Genomic DNA, 17,246 nt, shown 5'->3' on the forward strand with positions numbered 1-17,246 from the left:
TAAAAGCTAACACTTTTATATTTTTTAAACAAAATAAAAATACATTAAATCTAAAGTTGTTTTGTTATTGTTAAATATGTTAATGAGTGTGGTTTTTAAATTGATTTAGCTTTATTTTAATAGTGTATTTACTTTATTTTTAATGATTTATTAACGCTGTAATTAGTGTGTTTACTTTAAAGTAAATTTTATTCTATATTAAATAATACGGCGTGCTTAATATCTTAGATAATATAATCGATTTAATACATTAAACAATATGATGTGTTATATGTATTATATGTGTTTAATGGCATGGCATACTTAATATATTAATTGTCATGGTTTACTTATCTATTTTAAGAGAAGGCTATAGTAGTAGAGTAAGTAGGTTAATATATTGATAGGTTTTCTAATGTTATCTAAATAAGTCTTTTATTATTTATCTTAGTTTAGTGACTAAAATTTATAAGAGTATACATTGTCGTCGAAAATCGCAGCGACGATAGCTAATAGGTCACTGCGAATCGTAATAATCAATACCTTGCCTTAAAATACCTATCACATTAATAAACAGCTTGATCCACACATCCATAACCAATGAGCTAGCAACCTAATGTTGTTCGCTATCGCTTTCAACACAGTTATCTGGCTGACAATGCTGATGTGCTAAGGTTATAAACGCCTTCGCCGCCGCGGTTTGGTAGGCTCCTTTTCGCTGGAGCAATACTGCTGTACGTTGCAGTAAAGAGGGGGTTAGGGTGATAGCGACGAGTTCATCTCGCTCGCCAGTAATGTTTGACGGCAGCAAAGTGGCAAGCTGAGTATTGCGCACAATCTCAATAACTGCACTGAGTGAGTTAGCCTCCATCAACACCTTTGGTTGTACTTGATGCTGACGGCAATAACGTTCAATTTGTTCACGGGTAGCAAATTCATTACTTAATAATACCATTGACTGCTGGTTTAATATTTGCAGATTAACGACTGACTCTTGCGCAAGAGGGTGATCTTTTCTCACGACTAATGCCAAGGTTTCTACCAGAAGAGTCTGCGATTCAATATCCGCAGAATGCACATTTTCAAATGCGATACCGACATCAAATTCGTCGTCCAGCAATCGCTGTTCCATTTGCTCCTGTGACATTTCCTTCACGCTCAGTGTCACCTTGGGGTAACGCTGATGAAATACTTTTATCAAAGGACCGATAAGGTAGGTCGTAAAAGTTGGTGTAATAGCAATACGCAGTTCTCCACTACTGAGGTTTTTCACATCATTAATCGCTCGCTTGCCTTCTTGTAGATCCTGGAGGGCGTTACGCGCATAGCGGGCATACATTTCTCCAGCATCTGTTAGACGTACGCTGCGTCCTGAACGATCAAATAGCTGGCAACCTAATTGTTCTTCTAATTGTTTGATCTGCTGAGATAACGCCGGTTGTGAAACATACAGTGAAGTTGCAGCCCGAGTGAAGCTGCGATATTCCGCCACCGCGAGAAAATAGTTGATGTGTCGTAATAGCATATGCGATCCGATGTATAAGTATTGCTTATCGATATCATAATAAACCAGTATTTTACCTTATTCTAGTGTGGGCGTAGCATTCACTGTATTGCAAGGCAGAGGTCACTATGATGAAAAATATTATTGAAGGTTTTTTAAAGTTTAAAACTGACGTATTCCCCGAACGTGCAGAGATGTTCAAGAGTTTGGCTACCAGCCAACATCCACGCACATTATTCATTTCTTGCTCGGACAGTCGCTTAGTGCCTGAGTTGGTGACCCAGCATGAACCGGGTGGCCTGTTTGTTATTCGTAACGCCGGTAATATTGTACCGTCTTATGGGCCTGAACCCGGCGGTGTTTCGGCATCGGTGGAGTACGCCGTAACCGCATTGCAAGTCACCGACGTTGTTATCTGTGGACATTCTGATTGTGGAGCGATGACCGCGATTGCCACCTGCAAGTGTATGGATCACATGCCTGCGGTGGGCAGTTGGCTGCGCTATGCCGACTCTGCTCGTATCGTCAATGAAGCCCGCCAGCACACAAGTGAACGCGCACGGATTGAAGCTATGGTGCGAGAAAATGTCATCGCCCAGCTTGATAATATTAGAACGCATCCCTCGGTCCGCCTCGCGTTAGGAGAAGGCCGTCTGGCTTTGCACGGCTGGGTCTACGATATCGAGTCAGGCAGTATTGATGCCTTGGACTACCACACCAATACTTTCGTTTCCCTTGCGGACTATCCTGACGTCCGCGCAACCCACACACAGCTAAAGGTTGCTGTGTAAATAAAACACAATAGAGGTATTATTATGATCCAATCACAAATTAGCCATACTGCTCGCCAAGCATTAACCGATCTCATTATTGCAGCCAAAGCAGAAAAGAATCTTTCATTTGAACAAATCGCCCAGGGTACTGGCTTAAGTGATGTATTCGTTACAGCGGCTTTGCTAGGTCAGCAGCCTTTACCCGCCGACGCCGCTAAGCAAGTTGGCGAAACGCTTGGTCTTGATGCCAGTGCGATTACGTTGCTGCAAGCTATTCCATTACGCGGCAGTGTTGAAAATAGTATCCCTACAGATCCGACGATTTATCGTTTCTACGAGATGATGCAAGTATACGGCACGACCTTAAAATCCTTAGTGCACGAACAGTTCGGTGATGGGATAATCAGCGCAATCAATTTTAAAATGGATATTAAGAAGGTTGAAGATCCTGAAGGTGGCTCGCGCGCAGTGATTACCCTTGATGGTAAATTCTTACCCTATAAGCCTTTTTAAAACCAAATCATTTCACCATAGTCGGCACTTAGTGCCGATTATTTTTTTCACCAATAGGATTATCCATTACTCATGAGTGAAGATCATACTACCGCTGCACACCAGTCGGTATTATCCATGTTGTGGCCGATGCTCATTATTGCTGGGATGGCAATCAATTTACGGCCGACACTTACCGCCATAGGCCCTTTGCTGGACGACATTACTGCCACTACCGGTTTAGGCTTACAAGCCGCATCCTTACTTACAGTGTTACCTATGTTATGTATGGGGATATTTGCCTTATTGCTGCCTTGGTTGGGCAGATTATTTAGCGAGAGTGTGTGGATAACAGCAGGCCTTGTTGCAATTGCTTTGGCGAGTTTTTGGCGTTTATGGCTCAACGATAGTGGCGCGCTGATTGCCAGTGCATTGCTGGCGGGTACAGGCATCGCAATTGTACAGGCGATACTTCCTGGTTTAGTTAAACGCTGGTATCCACAACGTGTGCCACTAGCAATGGGAGGATATTCTGCCTCACTTATGGCTGGTGGAGGTATAGCCGCAGTCATTAGCCCGCTAGTGGCGAACCATCAAGGTCATTGGCAATCTGGGCTTGGTATTTGGCTAATACCGGCCTTGATAGCACTGTTATTGTGGTGGACAAGGCCCAGAGAAAATCTACATATTAGCGACAATAGCGTTAAGATTAATTTTTTTACTAATCGCCGTGCATGGTTACTGGCTTGCTACTTTGGGCTGGCTAACGGCGGTTACGCCTGCATGATTGCATGGTTACCAAGTTATGCTCAGGAATTAGGTTGGAGCGCCCAAGATAGCGGTGAACTCATTGGGATTATGACGATATTTCAGGTAATTGGTGCTCTAGCTGCTCCGGCATTATCTGCTGGTCGTCTTGATAGACGTCCTTGGTTATTTTTTGCGGTCGGTATTCAGCTAGTTGGATTTTGCGGATTAATGTTAGCGCCTGAGTTAATGTTAACCTCATGGGTTGCAATGATCGGCTACGGCCTTGGCGGCTGTTTTGCGCTGACTCTGACCGTAACGCTTGACCACTTATCTTCACCTAAACTGGCCGGAGCATTAACCGCTTTTGTTCAAGGTGTTGGTTTTATCGTGACAGCGGTTATCCCTTACATCGCAGGAGCTCTTCGCCAATGGAGCGGCAGTTTTCAAACTTCCTGGCTTATGGTGATAGTGACCCTTACATTTATGTTTTTGGTTACCATAACGTTTTCGCCTAGCAGATATGCTAAGGCAATGAATTTAACCGCCGCTTAAAGGCTTATGGTTAGAGTTACATACTACAGGGAGGCTTTGAGCGCGCCAATTAAAGCTACTGAGCTTGGGCTGAGCGATGCTCAATATGTTTTGGGAACACGATTAATTGCCAACCAAGATCAAGCTGAGGGTGATAAATGGATAAAACAAAGTGCTGAATTAGGCAATAAAAAAGCGCGTAAATATCTCAACCGCAGTGTGTAATATTTGCTAATAACATAACGGCTATAACGATGTTGTAATAGCCGCTTGGTGGTTTTTTATCCGCTAACTGACTTGCTTAAGGTGGTGTTTCTGCCACCACCTAAACCGCATAAAGCACACAATACGCCTGCAATCGCACATAACCATAATGGAACATCCCAACTGCCTGTTGCAGTGTGTAGCGCGCCTGCGACCATAGGTCCAACGGCTGCCAGTAAATAGCCGACACTTTGTGACATACCAGAAAGTGATGCGGCTTGGTGCGGGTTATCGGTGCGCAAACTAATAAACGATAAGCCTAAAATAAAACAAGCCCCAGAGCAAAAGCCCAGCATTAGTGTCCACACAAAAGCAAAGTGAGGCATATACAGCAGACCAAGGGCACTGAGCGCACTGAGTAGCGCCAGAATAAAGCTCAGCGCACTTTGATCTTTTAACTTAGCCAGTAACGGAATTAATACTAAGCCTGGCAGTGCTGTCGCAATTTGAAAAGCGCCATGATACGCCCCGGCTTCAACGGCTGAGTGGCCAGTATCAGTCAGTATGCTTGGCAACCAAGTAATAATGATGTAATTCAGAAATGAGTTTAGGCCTAATAACAAACTAATTTGCCAGGCTAAAAGATAACGCCAAACACTTTTTGAGGCAGCCGATTGATGTGCACAATAGCTTGGTTTAGTGTGTTTACCCAGCTGAGCTGTCCAGACGATTAAGCTGGCAATTGTGATGATGGCTGCTGAGCCCAGAGCAAATTGCCAGCCTAAACCATTGAGTTGGCTAAGGGGAAATACCAAGGTTGAAAACCCACCAGAGGTGACTCCCATAGTCAGCACGTAGGCTGAGGTCATCAGTGCTACTTTCGTGGCAAAATCACGTTTAATCAGACTGGGTAATAACACGTTGGCAATCGCGATTCCGACACCAATAATAGCCGTACCGATAAAGAGCATGGTGGAGGAGTCGATAAATCGAGCGGCAATACCTAAAAATATCAGGATCAACGCGGTAAATAATGCGTGTTCTAAACCTTGTTTTCTAGCAAACACTGCCGCCATTGGTGAAATAACGGCAAAGGCAATTAACGGCAATGTCGTTAAAAAGCCTGCTTGCGATCCGGTCAGGCCAAAGTGACTAATAATTTGCTCCAGTACTGGGGCAATCCCAGTAAAAGGCGCGCGTAAATTTGCCGCAATAAGCAAAATGCCCAGCACCAGTAATATGCCTGAGAAGCGCGATTTCGGTTTGTTATGTAAGATAGCTGAAGTCATACCGTGTTTTTGTTTTTAGCGTCAATAATGGTCGCTAGTATAAAGATTTGCCGGACGTTATAATTTAGAAATAGTGACATTTAATGATTGAAAACTGACAAAACGATGTTTGATGCAATTGGCTGGGATGAAATCAAGAATTTTGAAGATATGCCGCAAGCTATTATCGCCAAAATTGAGCATACCTGTGCCAGCCACGAAATTCCGTTACACACTCACCCTAAAGGGCAGTTGATTTTAGCTTTGCATGGTTATGTCACCTGTGAGGTGTCTGCAAAAATGTGGATGGTGCCAACCCATAGTGCCATTTGGATCCCGGCAAATAAAGTCCACAGTAACCGCGCATCAGACAACGCCCAGTTATGTCACTTATTTATTGACAATACGATGTTCAAAATGCCGCTCAATACTTGTACTTTGGCGATTACGCCCTTAGTAAAAGAGCTGATGTGTGAGCTTGCAGGGCGTGATCAGCATTATGATTTATCCAGTAACACGGCACGATTAGCGCAGGTTTTATTGGATCAACTGATTGAGATGCCTATTCAGCATTTAGATGTTGCCTTGTCTAAACATGTTGTTATTCAGGCGATGAGTCAACAATTGATAAGCCAACCTAGCGACAGAAAAACACTACCACAATGGGCCGAACAATTTGCATTAACCGAGCGCACATTAGCGCGGCTGATCAAAAAAGAAACCGGTATGACATTTGGAAAGTGGCGCACCCAAATTCATATTATTACCTCACTGCAAGCGCTGTCAGATAAGCACAGTGTGCAGCATGTTTCTGAGTTATTAGGCTATGAGTCGGTCAGTGCTTTTATTACCATGTTTAAAAAAGTCATGAAAAAATCACCAATGAAGTACATGAGCGAATTAAAGGCTTACTAGCCTCAATCTAGGCTTATCAAACAAGCAACGCGGCTGCAATTTATTGGTGATGTTTTAGCATAAAATGGTATTTGAATAACGGATAAAAAAGCCCCAACATTTGTGTTGAGGCTGTGTTTTATATAGCCGTTTGGTATGCGATGAATTTGCTCGTTGAGCTGACAATACTCACCTTAGCAACTTAGCTTGATTAGAAGGTATAACCAACATCTAAGCTAAGTGAGCGACCTGCCGCGGCAACTCGTCCAGCGGGAGAAACATCTAAGCCTCTAAAGTAATACTGGTTATCAAATAGATTGTTAACCGATAAACCGACTTTTAAGCCGTGATTATCTTGTTTGAAAAACTCAGTGCCAATATTAAAGTTAACCACGGTATAAGCAGGCACTTCGCCTGCTGTGCCTGAAACATTCTCTTCTACTGTGTTAGCCAGATCAGAAAATGACTTGCTGTAGTAGAACGCCATCAAGCCTAAATCTATCTCGTTGATGCTATACATAGCACTGGCAGACAGTTGATGTTTAGACACATATGCTAATTCGTTCCCGGCAAATTCGCCGTCAAGTTGTTCGGTATCTAAATAATTATAGCTGCCACTTAATATCAAATCTGGAAGAGCCATTGGTGAATATGTGCCTTCTAGTTCAATACCTTGGTTACGCGTTTGGCCAATATTCACAAACATTCTGATATCGTTGTCGTATTCAATTTTGTTTTCAAAATCGATACGGTATGCCGCAATACTTAAGTTACTTCTTGGTGTGGGGGTAAAGCGCACACCGGCTTCATAGTTCCAAGATAGCTCTGACTCCAGAGTTTGATCTTTAGGCCATAACTGTGAAATTTGTGGTGTTCTGAGTGAACGTTGCGCATTGGTATAAGCAAACCAATTTGAACTGAATTCATAACCTAAGGTGATCCCAGGTAGCCATTCGGTAACATGGTTATCTTGGCTATAGTCTTGACCAAGATTGCTAAAGGTCATATGAACATCTTCATATCTCAGGCCTGGGGTAATCGATAATGTATCATCAAAAAAGCCCAGTTTGTTGCTGACATAGTAAGCCATGGCATTGGTATCCATCTGCCAGTCACGTGGTCGAGTTGCGACTTGTGACGATTTGTCTATGTGGTTAAGTTGATAACTAATGTCTTCATTAACGTAACGTACACCAGCAATAATATGCTGACTGATATCGCCGTCAATAAGAAGACTTGTCGTGGGTTCGATACCAAATACGGTAAAGTCTCGTGGGGAGTTACGCAAATGAGTGGCTTCTTGTGTGGTATCACTCCAGCTTGTTCCTAGATTGCCGTCGGTGTCTTGGCTGGCATCATAAAAGTCCCACTGGAAATTACGTGAGCTTTTATTACCAAATACGCTGAGATCAACTTCGCCATAGTCGATGATGCTCGAATCATCGAGAACATGATTGTATTTTAATGCGACCCGTTTAGTGTCTGCGTTAAATTCATCATTAGGACGTAAAGATTGCTCTCGATCGGCTTCATAGGCTGGTGTGTTCAGCGCACCTGGTAGTTCAGAAAATGCATCGTAGTATTGTAATGTCGCATCTAAGCTATTTTGCTCATCGATATTCCATACGGTTTTTAACATCAGGTTTTTAATATCGGTTTCTGAGTGTTCACGAAACGATTCACCCTTGGTTATGTTGCCATCAAAACGCATCGAAAAGTCATCATTAACGGCGCCACCGGTACTAATGTTGGTATCAAATAGGTTACGGCTGTCACCAAAGAAGGTCATCCGTTCATTGACGCTGGTTTCCCAGTCAGTTGGGATCGACTTTGAAATAAGATTAATGACTCCACCGACGTTGTTCGGGCCATATTGGATTGATGCGCCACCGCGAGCAACATCGATTCTATCGATCATAAATAAGGTTGCTGGGAATAATGACTGTCCAGTGTGGCCATATGGCGCTAGTGTCATTGGAATGCCATCCAGTAATACTTGGGCGTAGCCGCTGCGGCTGCTGTCTAAGCCACGTACAGAGATATTAGGCAGAATACCGGTTCCGGTTTCATCCTTAATTTTGATCCCCGGGACTTGTTGTAATGCGGTATCGATTGATCGTGCCGCCGTTCGTGATATTTGATCCGCTGTAATGATGGAGCGGTTACCGGTATAGGTTTTTAAATCTGCTACTTCAGAATTGCCTAGCAGGCTGCCCGTTACCACAATCACTTCAGGCTTGGTTTTAGGCTGACTTTTGTCAGCAAACGCTGAAGAACTTGCAAGACTGGCAGTGATTGCGACAGCAATGGTGGTCAAAGTAAATCTGGTTTTTTCAGTTAACATGCATATTCCCTATGTATCATTTAGTCTGTTTTAATGTGTCAAGTTGGTGCTTAAACGTTTTGAAAATCATGCCGCGGTCTTCACCGATTAAAAATGCTTTTGTGCCTTTTTCATGCCAGCTCGCTTGTTGTTCTGGAGTGCGAGGAATGGCGCAAAAGGTGACATTTTGGGCTTGGCAAAGGTGGGCCATTTTATGGATTTGGGCTTGAACATCGGCGTGGGTAACTTGTGTGCCATAACCTAGAGATAAGCTGAGATCTAATGCGCCTTCGATAATCATATCGACTTGCGCTAGCTTGACGATGTCAGGTAATGCCGCCATGCCATTGATGCATTCAATCATCAGACACACCACCACTTCTCGATTCGCTAAATCTATATAGTCTTGGAGGGCAAGGGTGCCAAAACCGGTATTACGTCCTCCCGAAATACCTCGAGTACCCAAGGGGGGATATTTAGCGGCTGCAATCGCATTGTTTGCCATTGCCAGGCTAGATACTCTCGACACTACAATTCCAGCCGCTCCAGCATCTAAAACTCTACCTATGGTTGCGGCGTTGTCGTCTGGCACTCTGACTAGCAGTGGCAGCCCTGAGCAATTTGCTGCACGAATGCAGTGTGCCAAAGTGTCATCTGAGATAAGTACATGCTCAGTATCTAGAACGGCAAAATCAAATCCGGCATAAGCAAACATTTCACATATGACTGGAGAGGGAACTGAATTTAAGATCCCAAAAACCGTTTCTTGGTTGCTTAGTTTTGATTTGAGCGAGTGGAAGAACAGCATAATGGTCAAAATATTTTTTGTTAATGATTTCGATAATTATTCTCATTTGCGTTTGCCGGGTCAAGTAGTTTATGACGACTTGCTTACGATGCCGTTACAAAATTTTCTGCTTTAGTAATATTTTTCCTTATTTTCCAATTAGTTTAAGCCAAGTAGTCATTTTTTATTAATGTCATTTTCGAATGTAAATTTTATTTAAATAGTAATGATTATCATTTACATTGTTTCGGTGCAGCGAGAATCCTCATCCTAGTTACCGTGATTGAGGACCATATTGCCGTTAAATAGCGTTAGTATTTTTTGAGTATAGGAATGTAAGTTATGCAACCTAAATTAGTTTTGATTACACATGTGGAAAATCGAGCTGTGGTGGAAGGTTTTGTACCAGCGGCACTCAATTTAGGCTACGAAATATGGTTACTGACCGATCATGGTTTAGCACATAAACAATATTTTGTCGGCCAAACACAGTCTCCAGATCATATTATCGAATGTGATGTATTCAACCCTCTTGCCATTATCGATTGCTTAGATACTTTAGGTGTTTCACCCGATATCGTTTTTTCTAATAGTGATCACTTGCAAACATCAACTGCGATGGTGGCTGATTATTTTGCCTGCGCAGCGAAAAATTGGCATGTGTGTTACCAAGCTAAAAATAAAGCGGCGATGCGTGCTAAGTTATTGGCGCTTGGTTTACCCAGCACATGGGCTTTTAGTTGGTCTGTAGGATATGACTTACCTAGTAATATGCCATTTCCTTTAGTCGCGAAACCTCGTGAAGGTGTTGCGAGTATGGGAGTGGCTTTATGCCAAAATACTGAAGAATTAATGGCATATGCGGCCAACATCGGTTGTTCAGAGAGTGTGATTTTGCTTGAGTCTTATTTGCAAGGGCCACTATTTACATTAGAAACCCTAGGCGATGGCCAGACCTTGCATGCCATAGGTGGGTTTGATGTGTCTTTATCGCCCCCGCCTTATTTTATTGAAACTCAAGCCTATTGGAATGGGGCAATTTGCACGCAATATCGTCAACAAGCATTGGCTCAGATTAGCGCTTTTGGGATTAATTTTGGGGTGTGCCACAGTGAATTTATATTGACAGACAGCGGACCGGTTTTAGTTGAAATGAATTACCGTAGTATCGGCGATGGCCGCGAGTTTCTTCTTAATGATGTGCTTAATTTTAACTGGTTTGAAACGATTTTATTAGTCCACGCAGGTAAGGAGTTAGCTGAATTAGATACCGACACCAGTGATGCCTTAATCCGCTATTTCCCGGCTAACGAAGAGGGCAGTCTTAGTGCGTGTCCTATGCCATTAGCGGTGGATCATTTAACCCATCATGCACACTATTTGCCTATTAAGTCGATAGGCGATGAAATTCGACTCAGTCATTCCAATAAAGATTACCTTGGCGTGCTTACGGTTTGGGGGCGGGATTTTTTGAGTCTTCAGGCCACGGCTGATGTGTTATCGCAGGATTTAACCTGGGAGTTTAACTAATGATAATGACCACGGATAAACAGTATATCGGCCAACGTATTATCGATGCCTGCCTCAGAGAAAATGTCTGTGAACTGATGTCTAAAGGCGAGATTGTCGCGGCAATACCGCCAGCATTAAACCGACACTGGCCCGACGCTATGCCTGCCGCTTGGCTTAAGGTCAGTCATTTTTCGCAGCGAGTTATCTATGTTCCAGTGATCGCCAGTCAATATATGCAGACATGGCGAGCCGTCTCTGATACTTGGCTAAGCCACAAGCTGACTAACAAAAATGATACCCCATGGTACCAGCAAGGTTATCGAGCTTGGCTTACGGAATTGGCCGCAGATTTACCGCCAGAATCTAACGCCCTGTTCCTCGACTATATTGCAGAAGCGGACTGTGCGGTATCCCATAGGGCGCTTTGTCGACAAGCATTTAATGCTCGGAAAGAGGCATTAAGTGTCCCATTGAGCACCATCAAAGATTGGCATAAAAGTATGCTGTTCAGCGATCAGGTCGCATCGTATTTAGACCATCCTTATTATCCAACCGCACGAGCCAAAGTCGGTTTTGACTCTCAAGCGATGACATTATTTGCACCAGAGTTTGCCGCCCAATTTGAGCTTTATTGGTTAGCGATTTCTAAAGAATTAGTAACGTTAACCTCGTTAGTGCCAGAGTGTTGGCCAAGTATGACTGAGGTTGGACTCGATGAGTCGCTCACAGACACACATTGTTTATTTCCATTACATCCGTTAACGGCTCTCAGTTTGGATGTCTTGCCAGAGGGAGTGCTTCTTGCTCCTCAATCGGCGCTTACGGTGCAGGCCAGTTTATCCGTCCGAACATTGGCTGTGGTCAATACTCCAGGCGTGCATATTAAGGTGCCATTATTGATGGCGACCTTAGGGGCTAAGAATATTCGCTCCATAAAACCGAGTACTTTATATGACGGACATTGGTTTGAACGCACGTTGACAGCATTGGCGCAACGCGATGATGTATTAGGTGAGAGCATTGAGCATGTGGATGAACAACATGGTGGTCACTTAGGCGACCATAAATTGTTTGCTTATATTGTGCGTCGTTATCCACCAACCATGCAAGATAAGCAGTTAGTTCCAGTTGCTGCACTTGCCAGTGTCATGCCTGACGGACGCCTATATTTAGCGCATTTAGCGGATCGATATTACCAAGGCTATTGGGATGTTTGGTTTAGCCAATATTTACAGCTTATGCTCAAGGTGCATTTACGTTTGTGGTTAAAGTATGGCATCGCATTAGAGTCAAACCAGCAAAATGCTATTTTGGCCTATCATCAAGATTCACGCTTATCCTTAGTGATGAAAGACAATGACTCAGCCAGATTGCTGGTGAGTCGTTATCAAGCGAGTTTGTCAAAAGCCGAAGCGCTTGAACATGATGCAGCACAACTTATCGATCGCAGGATCATAGTTAATGATGATCAAGCCTTAGCACAAATGTTTACCACGATTACCTTGCAGCTTGATATAGCCGCCATTATTGAAGCGATTGCCGAAGCGGGAATGGCACCAGCATGGCAGCTTTATCGTCAATTGCGTGATTGTTTAATCGACCAATTAGCGTCGCTCCAGGCGCAGGGAATAGAGACTGACTATGCTCGGAATTATTTGCTAAATCAGCCCATGCTGCCAGTTAAATACCTGCTTTGCTCTGGCAGCTTGCTGAGTAAAGCGCAATCAGGCGCGACCGATGTCAATAAATTTTATGGCCAAAGTGCACCAAACTTTTTACGTGCTTCGCGAGAGCAATCTCAGCTTGAACAGCACGATGAAGACGTTTTTGCATTGGGTGAGGCCGTGGTATGAGAGTGATTTCAGTTGTACTGTTGTGTCACTTTCTCACGGCATTTACGGCTCTAGGCATGCCTCTTTTTCTCCCTCGGATGCTGGCGAGTTTAGGGGGAGATGAATCAGGTTATCTGGTGGGGCTAATGTTTATTGTGCCGACGATCTGCACCGCATTATCGGCACCTTGGTGGGGCAAGTTTGCCGATAAGTATGGCAAGAAGACTTCATTGTTGCGGGCTCAAATCGGTTTAGTGTTGGGGTTCTTGTTATCCGGTTTTGCTGATTCCGTATCTATGTTTGCTATCGGCTTAGTTGTACAAGGGATCAGTGGCGGTACGCTTGCAGCATCGAATGCTTATTTGAGTCGCTTTTATCAAGGTAAGGCTTTAGCTAATAATCTTAATCTGACTCAAAGTTCTGCACGATTAGCTTTAGTGAGTGCACCAATCATCTTAGGTCTATTTACTCATATTGATGATCCATTAATGATTTATCGTGTGCTGGCATTACTGCCTTTGCTGGCATTGTTTATTTGCATCGGCTTACCAAAAGATGACGTGGTCGTCAGTCAGGCTGTTGTGGCTAGATCAATCATTGCCCCACCGGCAAGCGCTCAGAGTCAGACCTTTTATAAGGTTCTTTGGTTACAGTTTTTCTTCTGTTTTGCCATGGTTGTGACCTTTCCTTACTTTCTGCCCTACAGTGAACAGCTGGGCATTGAGGGGGATGCATTAAGTGGTTTTTACTATAGCCTGCCACACCTTATCTATTTGTTATTGGCCTTTAATATTAAATCCATAACCTTGTCTGCTAAGTCGCAAACTCAACTTGGACTCGTCTTGTTTGCGGGAGCGTGTTTAGGGCAATTTTTATTGCATAACAGCACAGGCTTATGGGCTCTGCGGATTTTGTTTGGATTAGGTATGGTGCTTATTTTCAATGGTCTGCATCTCATTGTCAGCCGCAGTATTGAGCAAGGTAGTGCCGGACTTTCCTTTGGTCGTTTCGATGCTTGGGGCAAATGGGCCGGTGTGATTGCGGGGATTGGTGCGAGCAGCGTGACTCAAGTAGCCGGGTTGCAGTTTCCTTTTTTACTCGCAGCATTGAGCTGTGGTTGTGCACTAGTAGGGCTTAAGTTTTTTTACAAGGAGGTAGAGCAACATGTTTATGCAATCCAAGAGTGATATTAAGCCAGTGCAGGCTAAATATAGCCTGCAGATTTACCGCGAACAGGCCGAATTTAATGCAATAAGCTGTTTGCTTAATTGCTACTTACGCGAGTTTGCCATTGTACGTCAAGAGGTTGATTTTGATGATACTCATCCAGATTGCCCACTTTCCTTGTCGCAGTGTTTAACGCGCGACCAGCAAAAAGTTCGTCTCAAGCTTCCTGAGTCGAACGCCACATTGCTGTTCGTTGCCGACAGAGTGAGCTTGCTTGGTCGAATTCGTTTTACCCCTCAGCTCTATTTAAAAAAGTTAGGCTGTGTTTGGCAACTCAGTAGTGCTGAACAGATAACACAACTGCTGCTAGCGCACCTGGCCAAGATCACCTGTACTGAGTTTAATCATGAGTTATTAGCCCAAATAGGCAACAGTATTGCGGTAACCCAAGCATTTTTGCAGCGGTTATCGCAGCAGGCTCCCACTGAAAATCAGCTGTTAAGCTATGCTGGCGCGGGGCTTATTGCCTCTGAGCAAAGCTTGCTTTGGGGGCATGCTATGCATCCGACCCCAAAAAGTCGTCATGGTGTGGCGTTCGATGACATGTTGGCTTGTTCGCCAGAGATTAAGGCTAATTTTTGCTTATATTGGTTTAAAGTTGATCCCAGTTTGGTTAAGCAGTTGTACTGCACCGAAGTAAAACCGATGGACTGGATTAACAAAATAAAGCCACAGAAAGCTTGCTTATACCCTTGTCACCCCTGGGAAGTTAACACCATCTTTGAGCAGCCGTTAGTGCGCAAAGCCATCGCCGCAGGCTTAATTGAACCCTTAGGACAAATCGGCACAGAGGTGTATCCAACCTCATCGGTAAGAACCACTTATTTACCCGACATTAATCAGTTTATGAAGTTTTCTATTCATGTCCGCTTAACCAATTGCGTGCGTAAAAATGCTTGGTATGAACTTGAAAGTGCAGTGATCTTAAGCAAAATCTTGATGACAGTGGCCGCAGAGGCCCGTATGCATTGCCCGCATTTTACTTTGATGGCAGAGCCGGGTGCCAGCACATTAGATTTAAGCGGATTGCTGGATGAAGACGAGGATATGCACAGCAATCGGGCCCAAAGTCTTATGGTGTCGGAGTGTTTCGGTATTCTCTACCGTGAGGGTATAGAAAATCACTTGCTTGAACGATATAAGCCATTGATGGCTGGTGCATTATTTGCTTGGGATCATCAAGGCAAGAGTGTGTGCGAAATGCGCCTTATGGCACTATCTAAGCACAGACATCAAACTTATCAGCAAACCGTTATTCAATGGTTTAGCGCCTATGTTGACGTGTTACTCCCCGGGATATTTTACTTTTTCTTTAAGCGAGGCGTGGCATTTGAACCTCATTTACAAAACACAGTCGTAGGGTTTGAAGAGGGAATACCAGCCTATATTTGGCTGCGAGATCTTGAAGGAACCAAACTCGTGCCTGAGTTTTGGCCGAGCGAGTCGCTTGAAGGATTATCACAAGAAGCCAAGGCTTCTGTTTACTACAGCCGAGACCAGGGCTGGAATCGAATAGCTTATTGCAGCTTGATTAATAATGTCAGCGAAGCAATATTTCATTTAGCTGCTGGCAGCCAGCAATTAGAAGCTAAATTGTGGCAGGTCGTCGCCAATGTGATACGTCAGTGGCAGCACATCGAAGGTGAGCAACCTGAGCTTGCAGGTTTATTACAAGGTGATCCGATTCCCTCAAAAAATAACTTGAGTACCCGTCTATTTATGCAGGCCGATCGGTTATCGGGTTATACCCGCTTGCCTAATCCAATGGTTCATCGTCGAGATGATAACGCAGAGGCAACGACATCCGAGCCAGTCGACATTGCAGCATCAAAGATGGCCACATCCCAACTACTGCCTGGAGTTTATTGTGGATAAAATCATTAATGCGATTTCGACTTTAACGTCACAACAAGATCCGCACGCTCCTTTGTGTGCTTATATTTACGATCTCGAACAACTTAAGTCCCATGCCAATGCGATGGTAAAAGCGTTACCGAGTAATTGTGAGCTTTACTATGCCGCTAAAGCTAACCCTGAAGCCGAAGTATTGGCTGCATTAGCACCGATAGTACATGGTTTTGAAGCTGCTTCAGGTGGCGAGCTTAATTGGTTGCATCAATGTCAGCCGCAGATGCCGTTGATTTTCGGTGGCCCGGGTAAATTAATATCAGAGCTCTCTCAGGCAATCGATCTAAAGGTTGATGCTATTCATGTTGAGAGTCTGACCGAGCTGCGACGTATTATTGCCCTTTGTCTGCAAAAACAATGTCACTGTCGCATCTTATTACGGATGAATATTGCATTAGAGGGCATTGCCGAAACTCGTCTCACGATGGGCGGTAAACCCACGCCATTTGGTATCGACGTGAGTGAACTCGATGCCGCCATGGATCTTTTACGTGACCAGCCCAAATTATCCGGCATACCTTTAGTCGAGCTGGTGGGCTTTCATTTTCATTTAATGTCACATCAGTTGGATGTTGAGCGTCATCTGGCTTTGATGGCATTGTATTTTTCAACCTTTAAAAGATGGTGCCATCAATATGGTTTGCGTTTACCGTTACTGAATGTCGGTGGTGGTATAGGCATTAATTATGCCGATCCTCAGCAAGTATTCGACTGGTCGTCTTTTTGTGTTGGACTGGCTCATTTGATTGCCGAGTTGAACATGGAAGAGGTGAAGATTAGGTTTGAGTGTGGCCGATTTGTCAGCGCCGCAATGGGATACTATGTCATGCAAGTATTAGACATTAAACACAATCATGGTCAATGGTTTGCCATTGGTCATGGTGGTACTCATCACTTTAGAACTCCAGCAGCCCAAGATCATAACCATCCTTTTTTTGTACTGAACCAAGATGGATTGTCGGCGCATAAGAGACAGCGTGTTGACACTGAATTGGCTTTGGTTGCATCGATAACGCCGGTGCTGAGCAATCAGCTGGTGACGCTTGTTGGGCAACTGTGTACTCCTAAAGATGTGCTGGCAAAACAGCAGTATGTTAAATCATTAGCCGTGGGTGATTACCTAGTATTTACTCATGCTGGTGCGTATGCATGGAATATCTCACATCAACACTTTTTGATGCATGCCGCACCTAGACGGTTATTTATGTAAACAAGATACCCGTTCAGGCTATGTTATTTTCGGTTACGGTAACTAGCCTAAA

14 protein-coding genes are annotated in these 17,246 nt (G+C 43.9%); 10 read left to right on the forward strand and 4 right to left on the reverse strand.

What is annotated here, in order from left to right:
* Positions 1-592: 592 nt before the first annotated feature.
* Positions 593-1,504 carry a transcriptional regulator CynR gene (gene cynR, locus GW828_RS13060; RefSeq protein ID WP_182742411.1) on the reverse strand — a complete coding sequence of 304 codons (912 nt, stop codon included), beginning with the start codon at positions 1,502-1,504 and terminating at the stop codon, positions 593-595.
* Positions 1,505-1,614: 110 nt separating this feature from the next.
* Between cynR and GW828_RS13065 the strand changes: the two genes are divergently transcribed.
* The 4 genes from GW828_RS13065 to GW828_RS13080 all read left to right on the forward strand — a co-directional run bounded on the left by GW828_RS13065 (position 1,615) and on the right by GW828_RS13080 (position 4,254).
* Positions 1,615-2,274, forward strand: coding sequence for a carbonic anhydrase (locus GW828_RS13065; protein WP_124016779.1), 660 nt, complete (start codon positions 1,615-1,617; stop codon positions 2,272-2,274).
* Positions 2,275-2,298: 24 nt separating this feature from the next.
* Positions 2,299-2,769, forward strand: coding sequence for a cyanase (cynS, locus tag GW828_RS13070; protein ID WP_182698273.1), 471 nt, complete (start codon positions 2,299-2,301; stop codon positions 2,767-2,769).
* Between the two features lie 72 nt (positions 2,770-2,841).
* Positions 2,842-4,050, forward strand: a complete 1,209-nt coding sequence (locus tag GW828_RS13075; RefSeq protein WP_273058048.1) for a CynX/NimT family MFS transporter — start codon at positions 2,842-2,844, stop codon at positions 4,048-4,050.
* A 36-nt stretch (positions 4,051-4,086) separates the two neighbouring features.
* Positions 4,087-4,254: a hypothetical protein gene (locus GW828_RS13080; protein ID WP_273058049.1), complete on the forward strand. Its 168-nt coding sequence runs from the start codon at positions 4,087-4,089 to the stop codon at positions 4,252-4,254.
* Positions 4,255-4,310: 56 nt separating this feature from the next.
* On the opposite strand, the gene GW828_RS13085 is transcribed toward GW828_RS13080, so the two are convergent.
* A complete protein-coding gene (locus GW828_RS13085) occupies positions 4,311-5,510 on the reverse strand; it encodes an MFS transporter (protein WP_273058066.1) in 1,200 nt (399 codons plus the stop codon).
* 117 nt (positions 5,511-5,627) lie between these two features.
* Here GW828_RS13085 and GW828_RS13090 point away from each other — a divergent pair, with 117 nt between their 5' ends.
* Positions 5,628-6,416 (forward strand): AraC family transcriptional regulator, encoded by a 789-nt coding sequence (locus tag GW828_RS13090; RefSeq protein WP_182698277.1) that lies wholly within the window; start codon positions 5,628-5,630, stop codon positions 6,414-6,416.
* Positions 6,417-6,606: 190 nt separating this feature from the next.
* Here GW828_RS13090 and GW828_RS13095 read toward each other — a convergent pair whose 3' ends face one another.
* Complete coding sequence (locus GW828_RS13095) at positions 6,607-8,739, reverse strand: TonB-dependent receptor family protein (RefSeq protein WP_182742408.1); 2,133 nt, start codon at positions 8,737-8,739, stop codon at positions 6,607-6,609.
* Positions 8,740-8,755: 16 nt separating this feature from the next.
* A complete protein-coding gene (locus GW828_RS13100; protein WP_182742414.1) occupies positions 8,756-9,526 on the reverse strand; it encodes an HpcH/HpaI aldolase family protein in 771 nt (256 codons plus the stop codon).
* A 321-nt stretch (positions 9,527-9,847) separates the two neighbouring features.
* On the opposite strand from GW828_RS13100, the gene GW828_RS13105 reads away from it, so the two are divergent.
* From GW828_RS13105 to GW828_RS13125, 5 genes are read left to right on the forward strand one after another with little or no spacing between them, the layout of a single operon-like run.
* Positions 9,848-11,035 (forward strand): ATP-grasp domain-containing protein, encoded by a 1,188-nt coding sequence (locus GW828_RS13105; RefSeq protein ID WP_273058050.1) that lies wholly within the window; start codon positions 9,848-9,850, stop codon positions 11,033-11,035.
* Positions 11,035-12,870, forward strand: coding sequence for an IucA/IucC family protein (locus tag GW828_RS13110; protein ID WP_220494467.1), 1,836 nt, complete (start codon positions 11,035-11,037; stop codon positions 12,868-12,870). The genes GW828_RS13105 and GW828_RS13110 overlap by 1 nt, the downstream gene beginning before the upstream one ends.
* Entirely contained in the window at positions 12,867-14,036 is a 1,170-nt protein-coding gene (locus GW828_RS13115) for an MFS transporter (RefSeq protein WP_273058051.1), read from the forward strand. Before GW828_RS13110 ends, GW828_RS13115 begins: the two co-directional genes overlap by 4 nt.
* The gene (locus GW828_RS13120; protein WP_273058052.1) at positions 14,014-15,951 is read left to right on the forward strand and encodes an IucA/IucC family protein; all 1,938 of its coding nucleotides are present in this window, start codon (positions 14,014-14,016) and stop codon (positions 15,949-15,951) included. Before GW828_RS13115 ends, GW828_RS13120 begins: the two co-directional genes overlap by 23 nt.
* Positions 15,944-17,194, forward strand: a complete 1,251-nt coding sequence (locus GW828_RS13125; protein ID WP_273058053.1) for a type III PLP-dependent enzyme — start codon at positions 15,944-15,946, stop codon at positions 17,192-17,194. The genes GW828_RS13120 and GW828_RS13125 overlap by 8 nt, the downstream gene beginning before the upstream one ends.
* The last annotated feature ends 52 nt before the right edge of the window (positions 17,195-17,246 follow it).

The sequence above is a fragment of the Shewanella vesiculosa genome, from assembly GCF_009994065.1.
Classification (GTDB): domain Bacteria; phylum Pseudomonadota; class Gammaproteobacteria; order Enterobacterales; family Shewanellaceae; genus Shewanella; species Shewanella vesiculosa.

What these genes read in the sequence shown, in the direction of transcription:
- GW828_RS13100 (WP_182742414.1), bottom strand. Translation starts at nt 9,526, where the DNA reads ATGCTGTTCTTCCACTCGCTCAAATCAAAACTAAGCAACCAAGAAACG.
- GW828_RS13110 (WP_220494467.1), top strand. Translation starts at nt 11,035, where the DNA reads ATGATAATGACCACGGATAAACAGTATATCGGCCAACGTATTATCGAT.
- GW828_RS13120 (WP_273058052.1), top strand. Translation starts at nt 14,014, where the DNA reads ATGTTTATGCAATCCAAGAGTGATATTAAGCCAGTGCAGGCTAAATAT.
- GW828_RS13065 (WP_124016779.1), top strand. Translation starts at nt 1,615, where the DNA reads ATGAAAAATATTATTGAAGGTTTTTTAAAGTTTAAAACTGACGTATTC.
- cynR (WP_182742411.1), bottom strand. Translation starts at nt 1,504, where the DNA reads ATGCTATTACGACACATCAACTATTTTCTCGCGGTGGCGGAATATCGC.
- cynS (WP_182698273.1), top strand. Translation starts at nt 2,299, where the DNA reads ATGATCCAATCACAAATTAGCCATACTGCTCGCCAAGCATTAACCGAT.
- GW828_RS13115 (WP_273058051.1), top strand. Translation starts at nt 12,867, where the DNA reads ATGAGAGTGATTTCAGTTGTACTGTTGTGTCACTTTCTCACGGCATTT.
- GW828_RS13095 (WP_182742408.1), bottom strand. Translation starts at nt 8,739, where the DNA reads ATGTTAACTGAAAAAACCAGATTTACTTTGACCACCATTGCTGTCGCA.
- GW828_RS13075 (WP_273058048.1), top strand. Translation starts at nt 2,842, where the DNA reads ATGAGTGAAGATCATACTACCGCTGCACACCAGTCGGTATTATCCATG.
- GW828_RS13105 (WP_273058050.1), top strand. Translation starts at nt 9,848, where the DNA reads ATGCAACCTAAATTAGTTTTGATTACACATGTGGAAAATCGAGCTGTG.
- GW828_RS13090 (WP_182698277.1), top strand. Translation starts at nt 5,628, where the DNA reads ATGTTTGATGCAATTGGCTGGGATGAAATCAAGAATTTTGAAGATATG.